The 15,441-nt window shown below is 64.5% G+C and carries 15 protein-coding genes; 12 read left to right on the forward strand and 3 right to left on the reverse strand.

The window, feature by feature from the left end:
- Positions 1–31: 31 nt before the first annotated feature.
- From OPIT5_14025 to OPIT5_14050, 6 genes are all read left to right on the forward strand, one after another.
- The gene (locus tag OPIT5_14025; GenBank protein AHF91160.1) at positions 32–1,201 is read left to right on the forward strand and encodes a transcriptional regulator; all 1,170 of its coding nucleotides are present in this window, start codon (positions 32–34) and stop codon (positions 1,199–1,201) included.
- 156 nt (positions 1,202–1,357) lie between these two features.
- Positions 1,358–2,728, forward strand: coding sequence for an autotransporter (locus OPIT5_14030; GenBank protein AHF91161.1), 1,371 nt, complete (start codon positions 1,358–1,360; stop codon positions 2,726–2,728).
- A gap of 39 nt (positions 2,729–2,767) precedes the next feature.
- Positions 2,768–3,547 carry an N-terminal cleavage protein gene (locus OPIT5_14035; GenBank protein ID AHF91162.1) on the forward strand — a complete coding sequence of 260 codons (780 nt, stop codon included), beginning with the start codon at positions 2,768–2,770 and terminating at the stop codon, positions 3,545–3,547.
- Positions 3,548–3,602: 55 nt separating this feature from the next.
- Positions 3,603–4,307 (forward strand): hypothetical protein, encoded by a 705-nt coding sequence (locus tag OPIT5_14040; GenBank protein AHF91163.1) that lies wholly within the window; start codon positions 3,603–3,605, stop codon positions 4,305–4,307.
- A 72-nt stretch (positions 4,308–4,379) separates the two neighbouring features.
- A complete protein-coding gene (locus OPIT5_14045) occupies positions 4,380–5,996 on the forward strand; it encodes a hypothetical protein (GenBank protein AHF91164.1) in 1,617 nt (538 codons plus the stop codon).
- 54 nt (positions 5,997–6,050) lie between these two features.
- The gene (locus OPIT5_14050; GenBank protein AHF91165.1) at positions 6,051–7,253 is read left to right on the forward strand and encodes a transcriptional regulator; all 1,203 of its coding nucleotides are present in this window, start codon (positions 6,051–6,053) and stop codon (positions 7,251–7,253) included.
- 19 nt (positions 7,254–7,272) lie between these two features.
- Here OPIT5_14050 and OPIT5_14055 read toward each other — a convergent pair whose 3' ends face one another.
- Entirely contained in the window at positions 7,273–7,422 is a 150-nt protein-coding gene (locus tag OPIT5_14055; protein ID AHF94386.1) for a hypothetical protein, read from the reverse strand.
- A 213-nt stretch (positions 7,423–7,635) separates the two neighbouring features.
- Positions 7,636–9,045 carry an alpha-L-fucosidase gene (locus OPIT5_14060; protein AHF91166.1) on the reverse strand — a complete coding sequence of 470 codons (1,410 nt, stop codon included), beginning with the start codon at positions 9,043–9,045 and terminating at the stop codon, positions 7,636–7,638.
- 202 nt (positions 9,046–9,247) lie between these two features.
- Between OPIT5_14060 and OPIT5_14065 the strand changes: the two genes are divergently transcribed.
- From OPIT5_14065 to OPIT5_14080, 4 genes are all read left to right on the forward strand, one after another.
- Entirely contained in the window at positions 9,248–9,952 is a 705-nt protein-coding gene (locus tag OPIT5_14065; protein AHF91167.1) for an N-terminal cleavage protein, read from the forward strand.
- 43 nt (positions 9,953–9,995) lie between these two features.
- Positions 9,996–11,591 carry a hypothetical protein gene (locus OPIT5_14070; protein AHF91168.1) on the forward strand — a complete coding sequence of 532 codons (1,596 nt, stop codon included), beginning with the start codon at positions 9,996–9,998 and terminating at the stop codon, positions 11,589–11,591.
- Positions 11,591–12,172, forward strand: a complete 582-nt coding sequence (locus OPIT5_14075; GenBank protein AHF94387.1) for a hypothetical protein — start codon at positions 11,591–11,593, stop codon at positions 12,170–12,172. The genes OPIT5_14070 and OPIT5_14075 overlap by 1 nt, the downstream gene beginning before the upstream one ends.
- A gap of 122 nt (positions 12,173–12,294) precedes the next feature.
- The gene (locus tag OPIT5_14080) at positions 12,295–13,440 is read left to right on the forward strand and encodes a transcriptional regulator (GenBank protein ID AHF91169.1); all 1,146 of its coding nucleotides are present in this window, start codon (positions 12,295–12,297) and stop codon (positions 13,438–13,440) included.
- A gap of 187 nt (positions 13,441–13,627) precedes the next feature.
- Here the strand turns inward: OPIT5_14080 and OPIT5_14085 are convergent, their stop codons facing one another.
- A complete protein-coding gene (locus OPIT5_14085) occupies positions 13,628–14,458 on the reverse strand; it encodes a PEP-CTERM motif protein (protein ID AHF91170.1) in 831 nt (276 codons plus the stop codon).
- On the opposite strand from OPIT5_14085, the gene OPIT5_14090 reads away from it, so the two are divergent.
- Both OPIT5_14090 and OPIT5_14095 read left to right on the forward strand, forming a co-directional pair.
- The gene (locus tag OPIT5_14090) at positions 14,457–14,600 is read left to right on the forward strand and encodes a hypothetical protein (GenBank protein ID AHF94388.1); all 144 of its coding nucleotides are present in this window, start codon (positions 14,457–14,459) and stop codon (positions 14,598–14,600) included. The genes OPIT5_14085 and OPIT5_14090 overlap by 2 nt on opposite strands.
- On the forward strand, positions 14,597–15,232 hold the full coding sequence (locus tag OPIT5_14095) for a beta-lactamase (protein ID AHF91171.1): 636 nt from the start codon (positions 14,597–14,599) through the stop codon (positions 15,230–15,232). Before OPIT5_14090 ends, OPIT5_14095 begins: the two co-directional genes overlap by 4 nt.
- Positions 15,233–15,441 lie beyond the last annotated feature (209 nt).

Below are 15,441 nucleotides of genomic sequence, written 5' to 3' on the forward strand. Positions count from 1 at the left end.
TCTGGTCTGAAGAGAAGACCAGATCAGAATCATGCCCCGCCGACGCCGCGCGACATCCACCCGCACCCGTTCTTCCCCGGTCTCCGGTCCGTCCGGACCGTTTCCGGCGCTTGCCGTGGAGCGCGCCCGCCTGCCGGCCGAGGTGGCGCGCCGCATCGCCGAGGAGCTGCGGCAGGGGCGCTGGACAAATCACCTCCCCGGCGAACGGAAGCTGGCCGAGATGCTGCAGGTCAGCCGCACCACCTTGCGTCCCGCCCTGGCCGAGCTCGAAAAGCAGGGCTGGCTGCGCACCGCGCACGGGCGACGACGGGAGGTAGTCGTCCGTCGGCACGCTACCGGAGCGCCGGCCGCGGGTCAGGTCGTGGTGATGCTCTCGCCGCGTCCTCTCGAAAACATCGATCCTTTTATCGTGTTTCAACTGGAGAGCCTGCGCGAGTTGCTGGCCCGGCGCGGCATGTCGCTTTCCATCGCGGTGCGTCCCTCGTGCTACACCAACGACGCGGCCACCGCGCTCGGCCATCTCGTCGCCGAGGAAAAAGCCTGCGTGTGGCTGCTCTGGCTTTCGACGCAGTCGATGCAGGAATGGTTCCTGGCCAAGGGGCTTCCGCACATCGTGCTTGGCTCTGCCTTTCACGCCGAGGCCAGCATTTCCGTCGATCTCGACCACTTCGCCACCAGCCGCCATGCGGCGCTCACGTTCAGGCGGCTCGGCCACCGGCGCATCGCGCTCATCATTTCCCGGCTCGGCCTCGCCGGAAACAGCATGGCCGAGGCGGGTTTCCGCGCGGGCGCGGCGGAAGAGAGCGGAGGCGAGCCACTGGTCGTCGACGTCATCAAGCACGACGACTCGCCCGAAGGCATCCGGCGCAGCGTGGATCATTTGCTCGTACTCAAACCGCGTCCCACCGGCGTTCTGTCCGTGCGCGGGCTCCAGACCGTGTCGGTGATTACGGCGCTTCTCGGCAAGGGCTTGCGCATCCCGGGGGATATTTCGATCATCAGCCGCGATGACGATCCCGCGCTCGATTTCGTGAACCCCGTCCCTGCCCGCTACTACCGGTCGCCCTCGAAGTTTGCCCGTCTCGTTTTCAAGCTCATCACCGGTTGCCTCGCCATGCGGAATGTCGCCCAGAAAGCCGTGCGTGTCTTCCCCGAGTTCCAGTCGCGGGAAAGCCTCGGGCCCGCACCGGGCAAATCGTGAAAATGGTATCCTGAAAAGACCAGTTGGCCGGAGTTGAGGCCATCGTGCCGGCGGGCGAGGCTGCAATCCGTATCCCCCGGACCACTTGCCCGATTACGCCTCGATTGCCGATCAACCGGTCCGGGAATTTCACAACCCGACACTCCTGCCCGCACCATGACCACCCGAACCGTCCCCGTCCTCTCCCGCGCTCCGCTTGCAGGCGCCCTGCTCTCCCTGTTTCTCGCCACGGCCACCGTCTCCATCCATGCCCAGGACACGCTTTACTGGAATCGCGGCTCCGGCACCTGGGAACTGTCCGCCACGACCTGGGCCACCACGCCGGGAGGGGAAGGCACCACGGCGTGGAGCAACGGCAACTCCGCGGTCATCGAAAATACCAACCCGAGCCTCGCGCTTGCCGTCGATATTTCCGCGCAGGACTTTACGGCCGCTGGCGGCGCTTCGCTCGTCAATGTATCCGCAGCGACCGCCACGACCTGGCGGACCCTGACCGTTACGGGGAACGGCAGCGGCAATCTGGACATCAGGGCGAGCATCGGCCGCCTGACTGTCAACCTGGGCGGGACGTCCGCCTGGGACGGTTTGCTGGTCACCCGCGGAGGCGGCTCCAACCGGGTTGCCATCACCAGCGCTACCGGCGCCGGCATCGCCACGCGCGTCCGGCTTGAAGGCGGGTTGCTCGGTCTCGATACCGCGCTCGCCGGACAGGTGGTGACGATCGGGGAACTCTCGGGCTCGGCGACCGGAGCGGAGGTGACGGCGGCCTACGGCGCCAACAACGTGGCCACCAAAACCCTTCGCGTCGAACAGTCCACCACCACCACCTATGCCGGCAAGCTGGCGGCGACCAACGGCGGACGCGAACTCGCCTTTGCCAAGGCCGGCAGCGGCACGCTGACGCTTTCCGGCGCGCTCCTGCACAGCGGCGGCGTCACGGCCGAGGCGGGCACGCTCGTCATCACCGGCACCACCAGCGACCAAGGCAACTACACGGTCGACAGCGGCGCCACGCTCCGCGCCGCCACCACGATCAACTTCGGCACCGCCGCCTCCCGCGCGCTCACGGTGAAATCCGGCGGCATCCTTGCTCCAGGCGCCACGGATGCCGTTGGCACGCTGACTCTCGTCGGCGGCGACGGCACCGGTGCGGGCCTCGTTTTCGAAGGCGCGGCCACCGTCCTCTTCCGTCTCGGCTCGGCGCAGGACAAGATCGAGCTCACCGGCGCCGGCATGACCGGTTCCGCCGCCGGAGGTGCCGGCAGCATCGTTTTCCGGTTCACCGACAACGGCGGACTCGTCGACGGCCAGGCCTACGACCTGATCTCGTTTGCCGGCACCTCGCCGGGCATTGCACTGGAAAGCTTCACGTCGAACTGGGGCGATACGTTTCAGTACAACGGAAACACGCTCCAGTTCGTCTATAACGCGGCCAACATTCCCGAACCCGCGAGCGTCGCCCTGCTGCTTGCCGGCGCGCTCACCACGGGCATGCTCGTGATCCGCCGTCGCGGCACCCGGGCCTGAACGGTCCTCACGTATCCCGAAATCAACTCCATCCCCGCCATGCCAAAACCCGCTCAACACCTCCCGGATGCCAACCCGCCGTTCCGGCATCCGGGCGGTTTCACGCTCATCGAGCTTCTCACGGTGATCGCCATCATCGGCATCCTCGCAGCCATTATCATCCCCACCGTCGCACGAGTCAGAAACTCGGCGCGGACGGCCGCCTGCCTCTCCAATCTTCGCCAGATTGCGCTCGCCGGGCAGATGTATGCCAATGACAACAAAATGAATCTCGTGCCCATCTGCCGGGGAACCGGAGCCACCGATGCGGGAACCTGGCGCATCCCGCTCGCACCCTACCTCGGCCTCGACGAAAACAAACTGGGTGCCGGTGGCGTGCTCACGTGTCCCGGAGATCTCGCCACCTTTGGCCCCTACACATCCGCAAACGAACAAGGATTCCGTCCAGCTTCGTATGGCATTAACAAGACCATCGGCATTCACGAATACCTCGGATCAGTCAAAGGCCAGAAATTCACCGATGTGAAGCGTCCCTCACAGACTATCTTTATTTGCGATATCGCCAACGCTGGCAACACGACCGCCGCTCCCTCCGCCTGGACCGACAGGCGCGCCAATGCTGAAGTCAAAAGCTACGGCTATGCGTATTTCCCCGGCGATTCGCATTTCGACGGTAGTGATGCGTGGGACGTGTTTCCACGTCACTCCGGCAAGGCCAACGTCGCATTTTACGACGGCCGGGCCAAAACCCTCGATGTACAAAAGGACCTCGTCGAAAAACAGGCCGGCGATCCGGGCTGCCTTTTTATGAACAACTGACCGGCGCGCCCTTCCGGCGCTCCCCTTTTCTCCCCCGTTAACCCCTGTTCCTGCCATGCAAACATTTGCCAAAAATATCCCCCGCCGTTCTCCACGCTTCCGGATGCCGGGCGGCTTCACGCTTATCGAACTTCTTACGGTGATCGCCATCATCGGCATTCTGGCTGCCATCATCATTCCGACAGTCGGCAAGGTCCGCCAAACCGCCCGACGCGTGAATGACGCGGCCAATCTTCGCAGCATCTGGACGGCCGCCACGCTTTTCTCCGAGGAGCATCGCGATTTCCTTCTCCCCTGCAACCTGCCCCGTGCCCAGGACGCCGAACGACTCGGCTACCCGACGGGCACCTTCTGGTACAAGATTCTCCGCCCGTACCTCGGCTACGCGGACACGACGCCTTACGCCAACATGAAGATCATCCAGTCGCCGGCCCGGAGCGAACCCCTGCGCAGCTACAGCCCCAACGTTTACACGCAGGAATTCACGTATCAGCAGGCTGGACGGGGGTTGCGTATCCGATCCGATGTGACGGCTCCGAGCCGGTTCATGTACTTCGGCGACCACGAGGCGGAGGTCGCCGGCGGGCGCAACACCAACTATCTCAATCCGGTAAACACGGATTCGATGGCGGCCATCCCCCGCGACTGGTTCGATGGCAAGGCGCAGTTCGTCTTTCTCGACGGCCATGTCGAACTGATCCCGGTTGACGACGTGCAGGTCGGCGGTGCCCGCCACAGCATGTTCACCGACGGCCTGTAAACCGGCCTTCCCGTCCATACCGTTTCTCCTCCTTCCTTTCCCGCGCCCTCCGGAATGCGCTCCCGATTTCTCATGCAACTTCTCCTTCGCCGTCTCTTCCCGACGTTCCTGATTTCGCTTTTGCCGTTCGGCGCAGGCGCGGCCACGCCGGCTGCTACCGATACTGCCCTTGCCACGTACCGCGCGGAGCGCGCCCGACTCGCCGCACGCCCGCGTCCGGTCATCTGCAACAACGACGGCAACGATTTCCAGAAAGTCACTGAAGTCAGCAAGGCGGTTTTTCTCGCCGCCCGCACCACCGGTCTTGAAAACACGCGTGTCGCAGCCATCTCCTATTGCACCAATCACTCGTGGGGCCTCTTCAGCCATCCGACGAAAATCGGTTCTGTCATCCGTGATCCGATACCGCACTCCACCGGTTTTTCGACCGACATCCTTGCGCGCTATCTCGACGCCGGTCTCGATCCGCTTGCCATGATGGTCGAGTTCGGGAAGGCGCACGGCATCGAGATTTTCTGGTCGCTGCGGATGAACGACACCCACGACAGCAACCCGGGCCTCTACGGTCCCGGTTTCCTCGCTGCCAACACACTCAAGACCGCCCATCCCGAATTCCTCCTCGGCACGCCCGAAAACAAACCGCGCCATGCCGGCTGGACGGCCGTGAACTATGCCCTCCCCGAAGTGCGCGACTACACGTTCCGTTTCCTCGAGGAAGTTTGCCAAAACTACGACGTCGACGGCGTGGAGCTGGATTTTTTCCGGCACCGGGCTTTCTTCAAGACCACGGCCAACGGCGAAAAGGCCACCTCCGGCGAACGCGCGGCGATGACCGGGCTCATCCGTCGCATCCGGGCCATGACGGAACGCGAGGGGTTGCGTCGCGGCCGCCCTCTTCTCGTTTCCATGCGCGTGCCCGACTCCGTCGCGTATTGCCGCGATATCGGGCTCGATATCGAGACCTGGCTGGCGGACGGGCTTCTCGATCTGCTCGTTGTCGGCGGCTACATGCAACTCAACCCGTGGGCGACCAGCGTCGCTCTCGGCCACCAACACGGCGTGCCGGTTTATCCCTCGCTCGACGAATCCCGCGTCAAGGACAACGACGCGCGCAAACTCCGCAGCAGCCTTCTCGCCGAGCGCGGCCGCGCTCTCCTTGCCCGCGAAGCCGGCGCGGACGGCATTTACAAGTTCAACTATTTCAATCCCCGTTCGCCTGCCTGGAGCGAGCTTGGCGATCCCGCCGCGCTCGCCACGCAAAACAAGGATTACTTCGCCAGCATCCGCGGGCTCGGCGCATGGACGCAGGCGCTCCCGCATCTGCCCTATACGACGATTCCGACGCTTTGCCCCGATGCTCCCCTTGCGCTCGAACCCGGCGCGAAGCGTTCGGTGACCTTCCTGCTGGGCGATGAACCGGCTCTGGCCGGACAGACCATCCGGCTGCGCCTCAATTTCACGAGCGTGGTACCGAGCAGCACGCGGGACCTCGTGGTGTCGGTCAACGGCACCCGCCTGGCGCGGGCCGAGAGCGGCGGCCGGTGGCTGACCTTCAACCTGACCGGGGAGCGCGGCGCCATGCTCCGGAAGGGAGAAAACCGCGTGACGCTCACGCTCGCGAGCTCGGCCCCCGAAGCGCTGACATGGACAGATCTCCATGTGCAGGTGCGGTACGCCGGTTCAAAATAACGACGCGCCAAAACACTGTTGACGCTTCGGCGGCAAACGGGGAGCAGATCGTACATGCCCCGGCGCGCTAAAACCGAGTCTGTCGCTTCCGTTCCCGTCGCGGAGGCTTCTGCCGCTTCCACGCTGGCGGTCGACCGGTCGCCACTCGCCGCCGTGGTGGCCGACAGGATCGCCGCGGAGCTTCGGCAAGGGCGCTGGACGGGGCATCTGCCCGGCGAACGCCAACTCGCCGGGCTGTTCCAGGTCAGCCGCCCCACGTTGCGCGCCGCGCTGGCCGCGCTGGAAAGCCAGGGACTGTTGCGCACGGCGCACGGATGTCGTCGTGAAATCGTTGCCCGGACCGGATCGCCTGCGGCCGCCGCTTTGCCCGCGGGCGGGGCGCGGACAGTTGTCATGATTTCGCCATACCTGCCGGAAAACATCGACCCGCAAATCGTCCTCCAGCTCGAAAGCCTGCGCGAACTGCTGGCGCGGCGCGGCATGACGCTCTCCATCGAGGTCCGCCCTTCCTGTTACACCGGCGACGCGGCGCATGCGCTGGAGCGGCTGGTCGCCGAAACCGGGGCCGACGTGTGGCTGCTCTGGCATTCAACAAAAACCATGCAGGAGTGGTTTCTGGCGAAAAACCTTCCGCACATCGTCTTCGGCACGGCCTTCCACGACGGCGCCAGCCTGTCGGTCGATCTCGACAATTTCGCCACCGCCCGCCACGCCGCGCACACGATGCGGCGTCTCGGCCACCGCCGCATCGCCCTGCTCATGCCTCGCCTCGGCCTAGCGGGCGACAACATGACTGAAGCCGGTTTTCGCGACGGCGTCGCGACGGCGCCCGCCGGAGAAGGGGAGGGGAGCGCCGGCGCTGGCCAGCCGATCGCGGCCGATATCATCCGCCACGACGGCACGCCGGAAGGTATTCGCCGGGCGCTTGATCACCTGCTCGCGCTTGATCCGCGACCGACCGGAATCTTTTCCTGTCGCGGTCTGCACACGGTTGCCGTGATGACGTATCTGCACAGCCGGAGGCTGCGCATTCCGGAGGAGATCTCCGTCATTAGCCGCGACGACGATCCGGCGCTCGATTTCGTGAATCCGGTGCCCGCGCGCTACCACCGTTCGCCGGCGAAATTTGCCCGGGCCGTGTTCCGGCTGATCCCCGGTTGTCTCGCCCGCCGCAATTTCCGGCGGAAGACGGTGCGCATTTTTCCCGAGTTCAGGCCGCACGGGAGCCTCGGGTCGCCGCCGGTGCTGCGGAGTTGATCGTCAGGGCTGGATTTTTTTAGCCGCGAAGGAGCGCAAAAATCTCCACGAGGATGAAACGTTGCGTGGCGCTTATAAGCGCCATGGAGAGCTCCCCTGCAAAAAAAGCTTTTGCGCCCCTTCGCGGCCAAAACTCCTCCCCCGGATTTTTTTCAGCCACAAAAAACACAAAATTGCCCTCTGCCCGGCGAGAATCTCCCGCGCGCTTATAAGCGCGATGGAGGCTTTCATGCGCGGCGTGTTTTTTTGTGTTTCTTGTGGCTATTCTTCCCTTCGGTTGCGGCGGAGCCGCCCTCCGGGCTTTGTGTAAATCAACGACATTCGGGACACTGGCATAAGCCCGGAGACACGGGGTCTTTCACGAAAATACTTTGCGCCGGCATCAGGAGCCGTCCGCCATCACGCCGTCGCCGCGTTCGCGGGCCCAGGCGAGCAGGCGTGTGGGATCACCGCCCCAAAGGCCGGGATGGTAGGTGGGCAGGGTCTGCGGTTCGCCGTCCAGCTCCAGGCGGATGACCGGGAACAGCGGATGCGGCGGGGCGTCGGGCAATCCTTCCAGCACGATGCCGCGTCCGCCGTCGTCGCGGTGGCAGGCGATTTCCTGTCCGGTCGTCAGCAATACGGCCCGCTTCACCGGCGTGGCGAGTCCCTGGAAACGCAGCGTCGCACCCGGCCAGAAGCGCACGATCAGGTACAGCGTGTTGCCACGGCGTGTCTGGCGTCCGAAAAGCGTGCTTTCGCCAGCGTTGACCGGATCGGTGTTGTAGACGGCCTCGCCGTGGAGCCGCAGCCAGTCGCCGATGGCATCGCTGCGCTCGACAAACTCGGGCGGGATTTTTCCGTCGGCGTCGGGACCGACGTTGAGCAGGAGATTGCCGCCCTGGCTCGATGCCTCGGTGAGCATGTCGAGCAGCGTTTCCGCGGAGCGCCAGCGTTCGCCGCGGCTGTGGCACCAGAGCCGCCACGTGCTCACCTGGCACGATTCCCAGAGTTTGCCGCGCACCGGGGTGATGTGGTGCTCCGGCGTGCCGAAGTCGCCGCCGGCGCCCTCGTTGGCGCCGAATTCATCGTCATGGTCCTTGCCCGCGCCGAGGAAGCCGAGCCGGTTGTTGACGAGGATGCCGGGCTGGAAACGGCGGATTTCCTGCAAAAGTTCGGCGCTGCGCCAGTCGGCCGCCGATCCCGGCCACACACCGTCGAACCAGAGCACGTCGATCTTGCCGTAGCGGGTCAGCAGTTCGCGCACCTGGGCATGGACATAATCGCGAAACCGCGCCCAGCCGTCGGGATCGCCCTGCGGGCCGGCAAACATGGCGGGGATGCGAAAGTCGTTCCACGAAAAATACAGCCCCACGCGCAGCCCGGCGGCGCGAAACGCCTCGACGTACTCGCGCACAAAATCGCGGCCGGCGGCCTGGCGGGCGCTGGAGTAATCCGTCGTAGCGGTATCCCACATACAGAATCCGTCGTGATGGCGGGTGGTGAAGACGGCGTAGCGAAACCCGCCGTGCACGGCGATGCGGGCCCATTCGCGGGCGTCGAAGGCGGAGGGATTCCATGCGCGGGCCTGCCGCGCGTAGTCGCGCTGGTCGAGCAGTTCGCGCATGAGCACCTGTTCGCCGCGTCCGTGGAGCACGTAGGGGCCCCAGTGGATAAAGAGTCCGTAAGTGGCTTCGCGGAACCACGCGTGCGCACCGGCGCGGGCCGGCGTGTCGGCGGGTCCGGCGTCGGAGAGCGCAGAAGACGGGGAGGATTGGCGGAGGGTGGCGGAGGGTGCAGGCGTGGCGGGCATGACGGGAGGTCACCATCGCCGCGAATCGCCGGGAACAAGTCAACATGACAGGCAGGGAGCAACGGAAACGCGTGTCTTCCGATATACCGCCGGACGCCCGGCACATCATTTGCCCGCCGGGCATACCCTTTCCGTTTGAGCGGACGGAGCAGCGGCGCACGTTGGAGAAAAACATCAGCCATACCCCGAGTCCATGCCATCCATGAAAACCGCTTCCCGTTACCGTCCCCGCCAACCGGCCTTCGCGTTCACGCTCATCGAGCTGCTCACGGTCATTGCCATCGTCGGAATCCTGGCGGCCATCCTCGTCCCGACCGTCAGCCGGGTACGCGAATCGGCACGCACGGCGCAATGTTCGTCCAACATGCGCCAGCTTGCCCAGGCCATGCTCCTCTATGCGCAGGACAATCGGGACCTTTTGCCCCGGACCTGGGGGTCGCCTGCCGGCGACACGAGCGCATGGTGGCAGCACCTCTATCCCGACTATTGCGCCAGCAAGGATGTCTTCAGGTGTACCGCTGACAAAACGACCTTTACCGGGAACCCTGCCTTCACCGGTACGTTTACCCGCAACGGGAAAACCCTCGCCGACGGCAAGGTTTCTTACGGTATTCCCGGCACCGGAGGGTCGCTCGATTATAAAGCGGCGAACAAACCGCTTTCGTCGTTCCCGACGCCGTCGCGAATGTGTCTGCTGACCGAATTCGAGCACTCCGACCGTCGTCTCTCACAGCCCTGGTTTGGCAATCACCCGCAGTACACGAGCCAGATCCCTTTCCCGCACAACGGAGGGCAGAAGGGCAACTTTGCCTTTCTCGACGCCCATATTGTGCTCATGACCAAGGCCCAAATGGACGCGGCCAGTGCCGAAAAGAAATACAATTTCGGACGGACCGAACCCTGGTAGCACGATCTCCTCCTCATTCGTTCCCCGGCATTCCGCCTTTCACATGATTCACAATCATTACCTGAAAATCGGCCGCTCTGCGGCCGCCACCCTCCTGGCATTTGTCATGTTCCTGTCCTCCCGCGGGATCGCCGGTGAAAATGTCGTGCCTGCCGCGATCCCGCCTTCCGGCGATGCACGTCCGCCGCTCAACTACAACATGGGAGTAGCCACGCATTTCGCCCACAAGACGCCGTGGATGAAAACCTGGGACGCCGAACGGCACATTCCCATGATCGCCGACCTCGGGGTCGGCTGGATTCGTGACGAAATCACGTGGCGCGATGTCGAGCCACGGCGCGGCCAGTATCGTATTTCGGAAAACACCCGCAAGTGGATCGACATCGCCAACGCCCACGGCCTGAAAATCATCGCCTGTTTCAACAACGACAACCGGGAGAACTACGAGGACCGCTGGGACCCCGTCGCCTACGGCCGCGCGGCTGCCTGGCTGGCGAAGGAGCTCGACGGCAAAATCCACGCCATCGAAATCCTCAACGAACCTTTCGGCGGTTATGCCAAGACCTTCACCGGCGGGAAACCTCACAACTGGGCCGGACGCGAGCCTGACGGTTCCGTCTCTCCCTGGATCGCGCACTACGCCAAACTCCTCAACACGGCGGCCGACGCCATCAAGGCGGCCAATCCGCGCATGACCGTCATCGGCCTGGGCAACGTCATGCCGCAAAACTACCATCACCTGGAGATGGGCGTATCGCGCAATGTGGATGCGATCACGGACCATCCCTACAGCTTCCGTTCGCCGCCGGAGATCGTGCCGCATCCCGACAACGAGACTTACCGCAAGCGTGTCGGCTTCGCGGTGGCCGATGCGTCGGGCACGTTTGCCTCCTATGTCCGCATGTGTCTGGAAAAATCCCGCCAGCACAATGGCCCCTCGCGTTACTGGATCACCGAATCCGGATGGACGACCTACCGCGAGGGCGATCCGAAAAAGAAACCCCTCTACGCCGGTTTCAGCGAAGCCGCCCAGGCCCGGTATGCGCAGCGGCGCCTGGTCGAGGGGCTCGCCGTCGGGGTCGAGGTCAACATCCTCTACGATTTCCTCGATGACTACGGGCGCGCCGGCGGCGGCAAGGGTAATCCCGACGTGCCCGGTGACCCGTTCGACCCGGAGCAGAACTTCGGCCTCGTCCGCCAGGGGGACATTCCCAAGCCCGCTTACGCCGCCGTGCAGAAGGTCGCGCGCGCCACCGCCGGTTTCAGGATCGGCAGCCCGGTTCGCATCAAGGCGTTTCCCTTTTCCGACCGTTCGGAAAACAAGCCCCGCCAGTGGGACGGCATGGAGGTGCTGCCGGCGCTCAGCCGCATCATGGCGTATCCGTTTACCGATACGGAGGGTCGCGCCGTCTTTGCCATGTGGTCGGCCGAGCGTGTCAACGATCTGAATACACGCGCGGCCGACGTCGAGTTCGCCGTCGCTCCCGGCGGATTCACGGTCGAGCTGACCGATCTGATGACCGGTGAGGTCAGCACACCTCCCGTGGAAGATGTCGGGGGCCGGCTCGCGCTCAAACGTCTTGCCGTGCCGGATTATCCGATCCTGCTCCGCCTCATCCCTGCCGCCGCTTCCCGATAATGCCTGCCGTCATCATGTCCATCACCCGGAATCTTCTTTTCTCTGTGCTGCCGTGCCTGGCGGTTGTGGTCACGTTCGCCGGCGAGCCGTCGGCCGCATCCGGCCGGGAGTCGCCGAAATGGCTGGCCTCTCCGCACTGGAGACCGGCTCCGGCAAAAGGCGTCACCCTCGAAACCGAACGCGTGACCATCGACGGCAAGCCCGCCCTGCGCCTCCGCTGCGATTTTGCCGGAGGCGGGCGTTACGCCGCCGCTTACCTCCGCACACCGGTGGAGCCTGCCTTTGCCGAACTGCGCCTCACAGTCAAAACGACCCTCGCTCCCGCCCAGGTGCTGGTGCGGTTTCAGGATGCCGACGGTGAAACCCTGCAATATGCGGTGCAGGTGAGCACTGCCGACGAATGGCAGGATCTCCGCATCGACGTTTCCCGGCCTACGGGAACCTTTGCCGAACGACAGGGCGCTGTCCTCAACCGGAAAGCCGATTTTCCGCTGCGCGGCATCCTGCTCGGCCTGCAACCGCCGAAAGGGGCCACCGCTGCCGGCGACGTGATTTTTTCTGACGTGGAGCTGATCCGGTGAACGCGACAGGGACCGACGCCACGACGTTTTGACAAACCTGCCGGCCCTGCGCAAAACCACGCGTCATGCCCCCGGCGCGCCATACCCGATCTGTCGTTTCGTTTCGCCAACCCGTCCCGAAAATGAATCCGCGCCACGTCCTCGCCTGCCTGCACTGGTCGACGCACAAGCTCGACTACGGCATCCGCGCCTACGCCCGCGAGGCCGACTGGACGCTCTCGTTCATGCGCAACGCGGCCGACTATCCGCACGGCTCGCGCAAGGTGGACGGCCTGCTCGTTTTCCCCGGCCATACCCCGGTCGATTTCCGCAAGCTGTACCCCAACGCGAAGATCGTGAATCTGCGCGGCCTTGGCGATATTCCGTCGGCCGATGCTTCCACGCGCATCGACCACGAACAGGTGTCCCGCCTGGCGGCCGATTACCTGAGCGGCTCGGGTGGTTACCGGCACTTTCTCGGTTTCGGCTGCAAACGGGTCGAACCGATCGTCACTCGCATCGATACCTTTTGCCGTTACCTTGCCAGGCGCGGTTATTCCGCCAGCCAGATGTACCTCAACTACTGGCCCGAACAGATCGTCATTGATCCTGGTGATCTCCGGGCGCGGATTCATCGCATCGTGAAGAAGAACGGATTGCCCCTCGCCGTCTTTGCGCCCGACGACGCTTATGCCGAGGCGTTTATCCAGACCGCGCTCGATCTCGGGTATCGCATTCCCCAGGACATCGCCGTGCTCGGCGTGAACAACAGTCGCGAGATTTGCGAGGCCTGCCGGGTTCCCGTTTCGAGCATCGATGTCAATTTCTCGCGTCTCGGTTATGAGGGCGCGCGCCTGCTCGACGGGCTGATGAAGGGGGAAATCACCGCGGCGAGTCCGGCGGGCGAGCGTCATCTCGTCATCCCGCCGCTCACGATCGAAAAACGCCAGTCGACCGACAGCGCCGCCGAGAGCGACAAGGCGGTGGTCGCCATCCAGCAATACATCCGCGAGCATTTTGCCGAACGCATTTCCCTGGAAACGGTGCTGCAGGATCTGCGTTTGTCCCGTTCGACGGTTTTTGCGCGTTTCACGCATGCGGTCGGCCATCCGATCGGGAAAGAAATCACGCGAGTGCGGATGGACCACGCCCGCTATCTGCTGGCCGAGACCGACTACAAGATCGACGCCGTGGCGCGCATGAGCGGCTACGAAAACACCTCGGCCTTTTGCCGCCTGTTCAAGCGCCTCCACCAGCAGTCTCCCGCGGCCTGGCGCAGGCAGCAGTGACTACGGTGTTTGACGGAGCGGCGGCATGGCAGGCTGTCGGCCTGCGGCCTCGGTACTTGCCGCTGCCGACGACGCAACGCGTCGCCGGTCCGGACGGCGAGGCACCGGGCGAGGCGCTGACGCGCCTCGTCGCAGAGGCAAGAATGCCGCCGCTCCGTTGACACATCCGGCAAACCCGGATCGTGCTTCAGAGCCGGTGCCGGATCCGGGCGGCAATGGCCACGCCCGCCGCCAGCAGTCCTGCCAGCACGGCCCAAGTGCCCGGTTCGGGGATAACCTGCGATGTCGTCGCCGATTCCCAGTCGGTGCCGATGCGGAGGTTGTCGAACGCGGTGACGGTGCCGGCGCCGTTCCGGTTGCCATCCTGCCGGCGGAGGAACAGGCGTCCGATATTGTCCACACTCGCGGTGAGCGTGCGGGTGGTGAGCGGAGGGGCGTTTTCGTCGTCGGCATTCAGCCAGAGGGTAAGCGTGGCCGAGCCGTCGCCGCCGAAGGTAAACTTGCCGGTAATCGTGTTCACGCCGCCGCTGACGTCGAACCCGCCCGCATTGAAGTCCCCGCCATTGACCCGGTACCGCCCGGTGGCTCCTCCCGTGCCGTAGGCGATGCCGACACTGAACACGTCGCTCCAGGAGCTGCCGTTCCACGTCTGGAAAACAAGCTGGTCATTGAACGAGCCGGCAGCCGAAGTGAACGCCGCCACGCTGACATCAAACGAGAAGTAAAAGGTGTCGGAGAGGGAGTCGAAAGCGCGGCTGGCCGTCGTGTCTCGGGTGCCGGTGATCGTGGCGACGCCGTCGTTTACGGTCCACAGGCCGGTGCCGTCAATGCTGGCGCCGCCACTCCAGGCGGTGGTGAAGCCGGTGCCGCCATTCCCGCCGGCGAGGTTGCCGTCGGCATAACCGAACAGTTCCTCGACCAGCGTGACACCGGCCGAGGCGAGGGGAGAGCTAGCGAGAACGGCCAGCGCCGCGAGCGGGCCGAGGACGGTGCGAGTGTGTCGTTTCAGGGAAATCATGAAATCGAGGCTGCGTCGACCGGGCCATGCCAACAAAACCAAAGTGTTTGCCCGCGATCCGGACTATGTGCCGGGCGTCGTTTTGTCCGGATTTTCGCTCTTTCCACCGGGGCGTGTCCGGCGTGTGCTGGTGGCGACATGAAGTTGCACGTTCTTCCCGCGGGGCCGATCCGCACCAACGCTTACCTGCTCACCGACGCCGCCTCCGGTGAGGCCATTCTCATCGACGCTCCCGAAGGCGTCTGGGCCGACGTGGAGCCCGTCCTCAAGGCCGAGGGCTGCACGCTCCGCGAACTCTGGCTCACCCACGGCCACTGGGACCACATGCAGGGCAGCGCCGAGGTCGTCGAAAAATCCGGCGCCACCGTCCGCGCCCATGAGGCCGACCGCGTGCTCATCGAGACGCCCGAGGTTATGGAGCTCCTCGGCCCGGGCGTGCCGGTGCGGCCGGTGAAAATCGACGCCACGGTCAGCCAGGGCGACCGGCTGGCCGCGTTCGGCATGGAGGCGGAGGTGCGCCACGTGCCGGGGCATTGTCCGGGCAACGTGCTGTTTTATTTCGCGCCGGTGAAGGCGGCGTTTGTCGGCGACGCGCTGTTTGCCGGCAGCGTCGGCCGCACCGACCTGCCGGGCGGCAGCAGCGAGGAGCTGGCCCGCTCCGTCCGCGAACAGATCTACACGCTGCCGGGAGACACGCAGGTGTTCCCCGGTCATGGCGGCCCCACTACGGTTGACCGCGAGCGGGCGACGAATCCCTTCGTCCGGAACGTCTGAAAATCCTTTTTCCCAATCCGGCAAGCCAACCGCGAATGGACGCTAATGAACGCGAATAAAAAGGCAGGAATCATTGGTTTTATTCCCTTGGGTCTAATACCCCGAAGCGTGCTTCGGCTTGTCGGAACGGCGGCGAGGACGCCGCCGCTCCAATACCTCGGGGCTTGCCCCGAAGTTCTTTATTCGCGTCTGTTCGCGTCCATTCGCGG

The organism is Opitutaceae bacterium TAV5, assembly GCA_000242935.3.
Classification (GTDB): Bacteria; Verrucomicrobiota; Verrucomicrobiia; order Opitutales; family Opitutaceae; genus Geminisphaera.

Excerpts from the sequence above, each read along its gene's own strand:
- OPIT5_14060 (AHF91166.1), bottom strand. The coding sequence starts at position 9,045 with ATGCCCGCCACGCCTGCACCCTCCGCCACCCTCCGCCAATCCTCCCCG.
- OPIT5_14070 (AHF91168.1), top strand. The coding sequence starts at position 9,996 with ATGATTCACAATCATTACCTGAAAATCGGCCGCTCTGCGGCCGCCACC.
- OPIT5_14030 (AHF91161.1), top strand. The coding sequence starts at position 1,358 with ATGACCACCCGAACCGTCCCCGTCCTCTCCCGCGCTCCGCTTGCAGGC.
- OPIT5_14085 (AHF91170.1), bottom strand. The coding sequence starts at position 14,458 with ATGATTTCCCTGAAACGACACACTCGCACCGTCCTCGGCCCGCTCGCG.
- OPIT5_14080 (AHF91169.1), top strand. The coding sequence starts at position 12,295 with ATGAATCCGCGCCACGTCCTCGCCTGCCTGCACTGGTCGACGCACAAG.
- OPIT5_14050 (AHF91165.1), top strand. The coding sequence starts at position 6,051 with ATGCCCCGGCGCGCTAAAACCGAGTCTGTCGCTTCCGTTCCCGTCGCG.
- OPIT5_14045 (AHF91164.1), top strand. The coding sequence starts at position 4,380 with ATGCAACTTCTCCTTCGCCGTCTCTTCCCGACGTTCCTGATTTCGCTT.
- OPIT5_14025 (AHF91160.1), top strand. The coding sequence starts at position 32 with ATGCCCCGCCGACGCCGCGCGACATCCACCCGCACCCGTTCTTCCCCG.
- OPIT5_14040 (AHF91163.1), top strand. The coding sequence starts at position 3,603 with ATGCAAACATTTGCCAAAAATATCCCCCGCCGTTCTCCACGCTTCCGG.
- OPIT5_14075 (AHF94387.1), top strand. The coding sequence starts at position 11,591 with ATGCCTGCCGTCATCATGTCCATCACCCGGAATCTTCTTTTCTCTGTG.
- OPIT5_14090 (AHF94388.1), top strand. The coding sequence starts at position 14,457 with ATGAAATCGAGGCTGCGTCGACCGGGCCATGCCAACAAAACCAAAGTG.
- OPIT5_14095 (AHF91171.1), top strand. The coding sequence starts at position 14,597 with ATGAAGTTGCACGTTCTTCCCGCGGGGCCGATCCGCACCAACGCTTAC.
- OPIT5_14065 (AHF91167.1), top strand. The coding sequence starts at position 9,248 with ATGAAAACCGCTTCCCGTTACCGTCCCCGCCAACCGGCCTTCGCGTTC.
- OPIT5_14035 (AHF91162.1), top strand. The coding sequence starts at position 2,768 with ATGCCAAAACCCGCTCAACACCTCCCGGATGCCAACCCGCCGTTCCGG.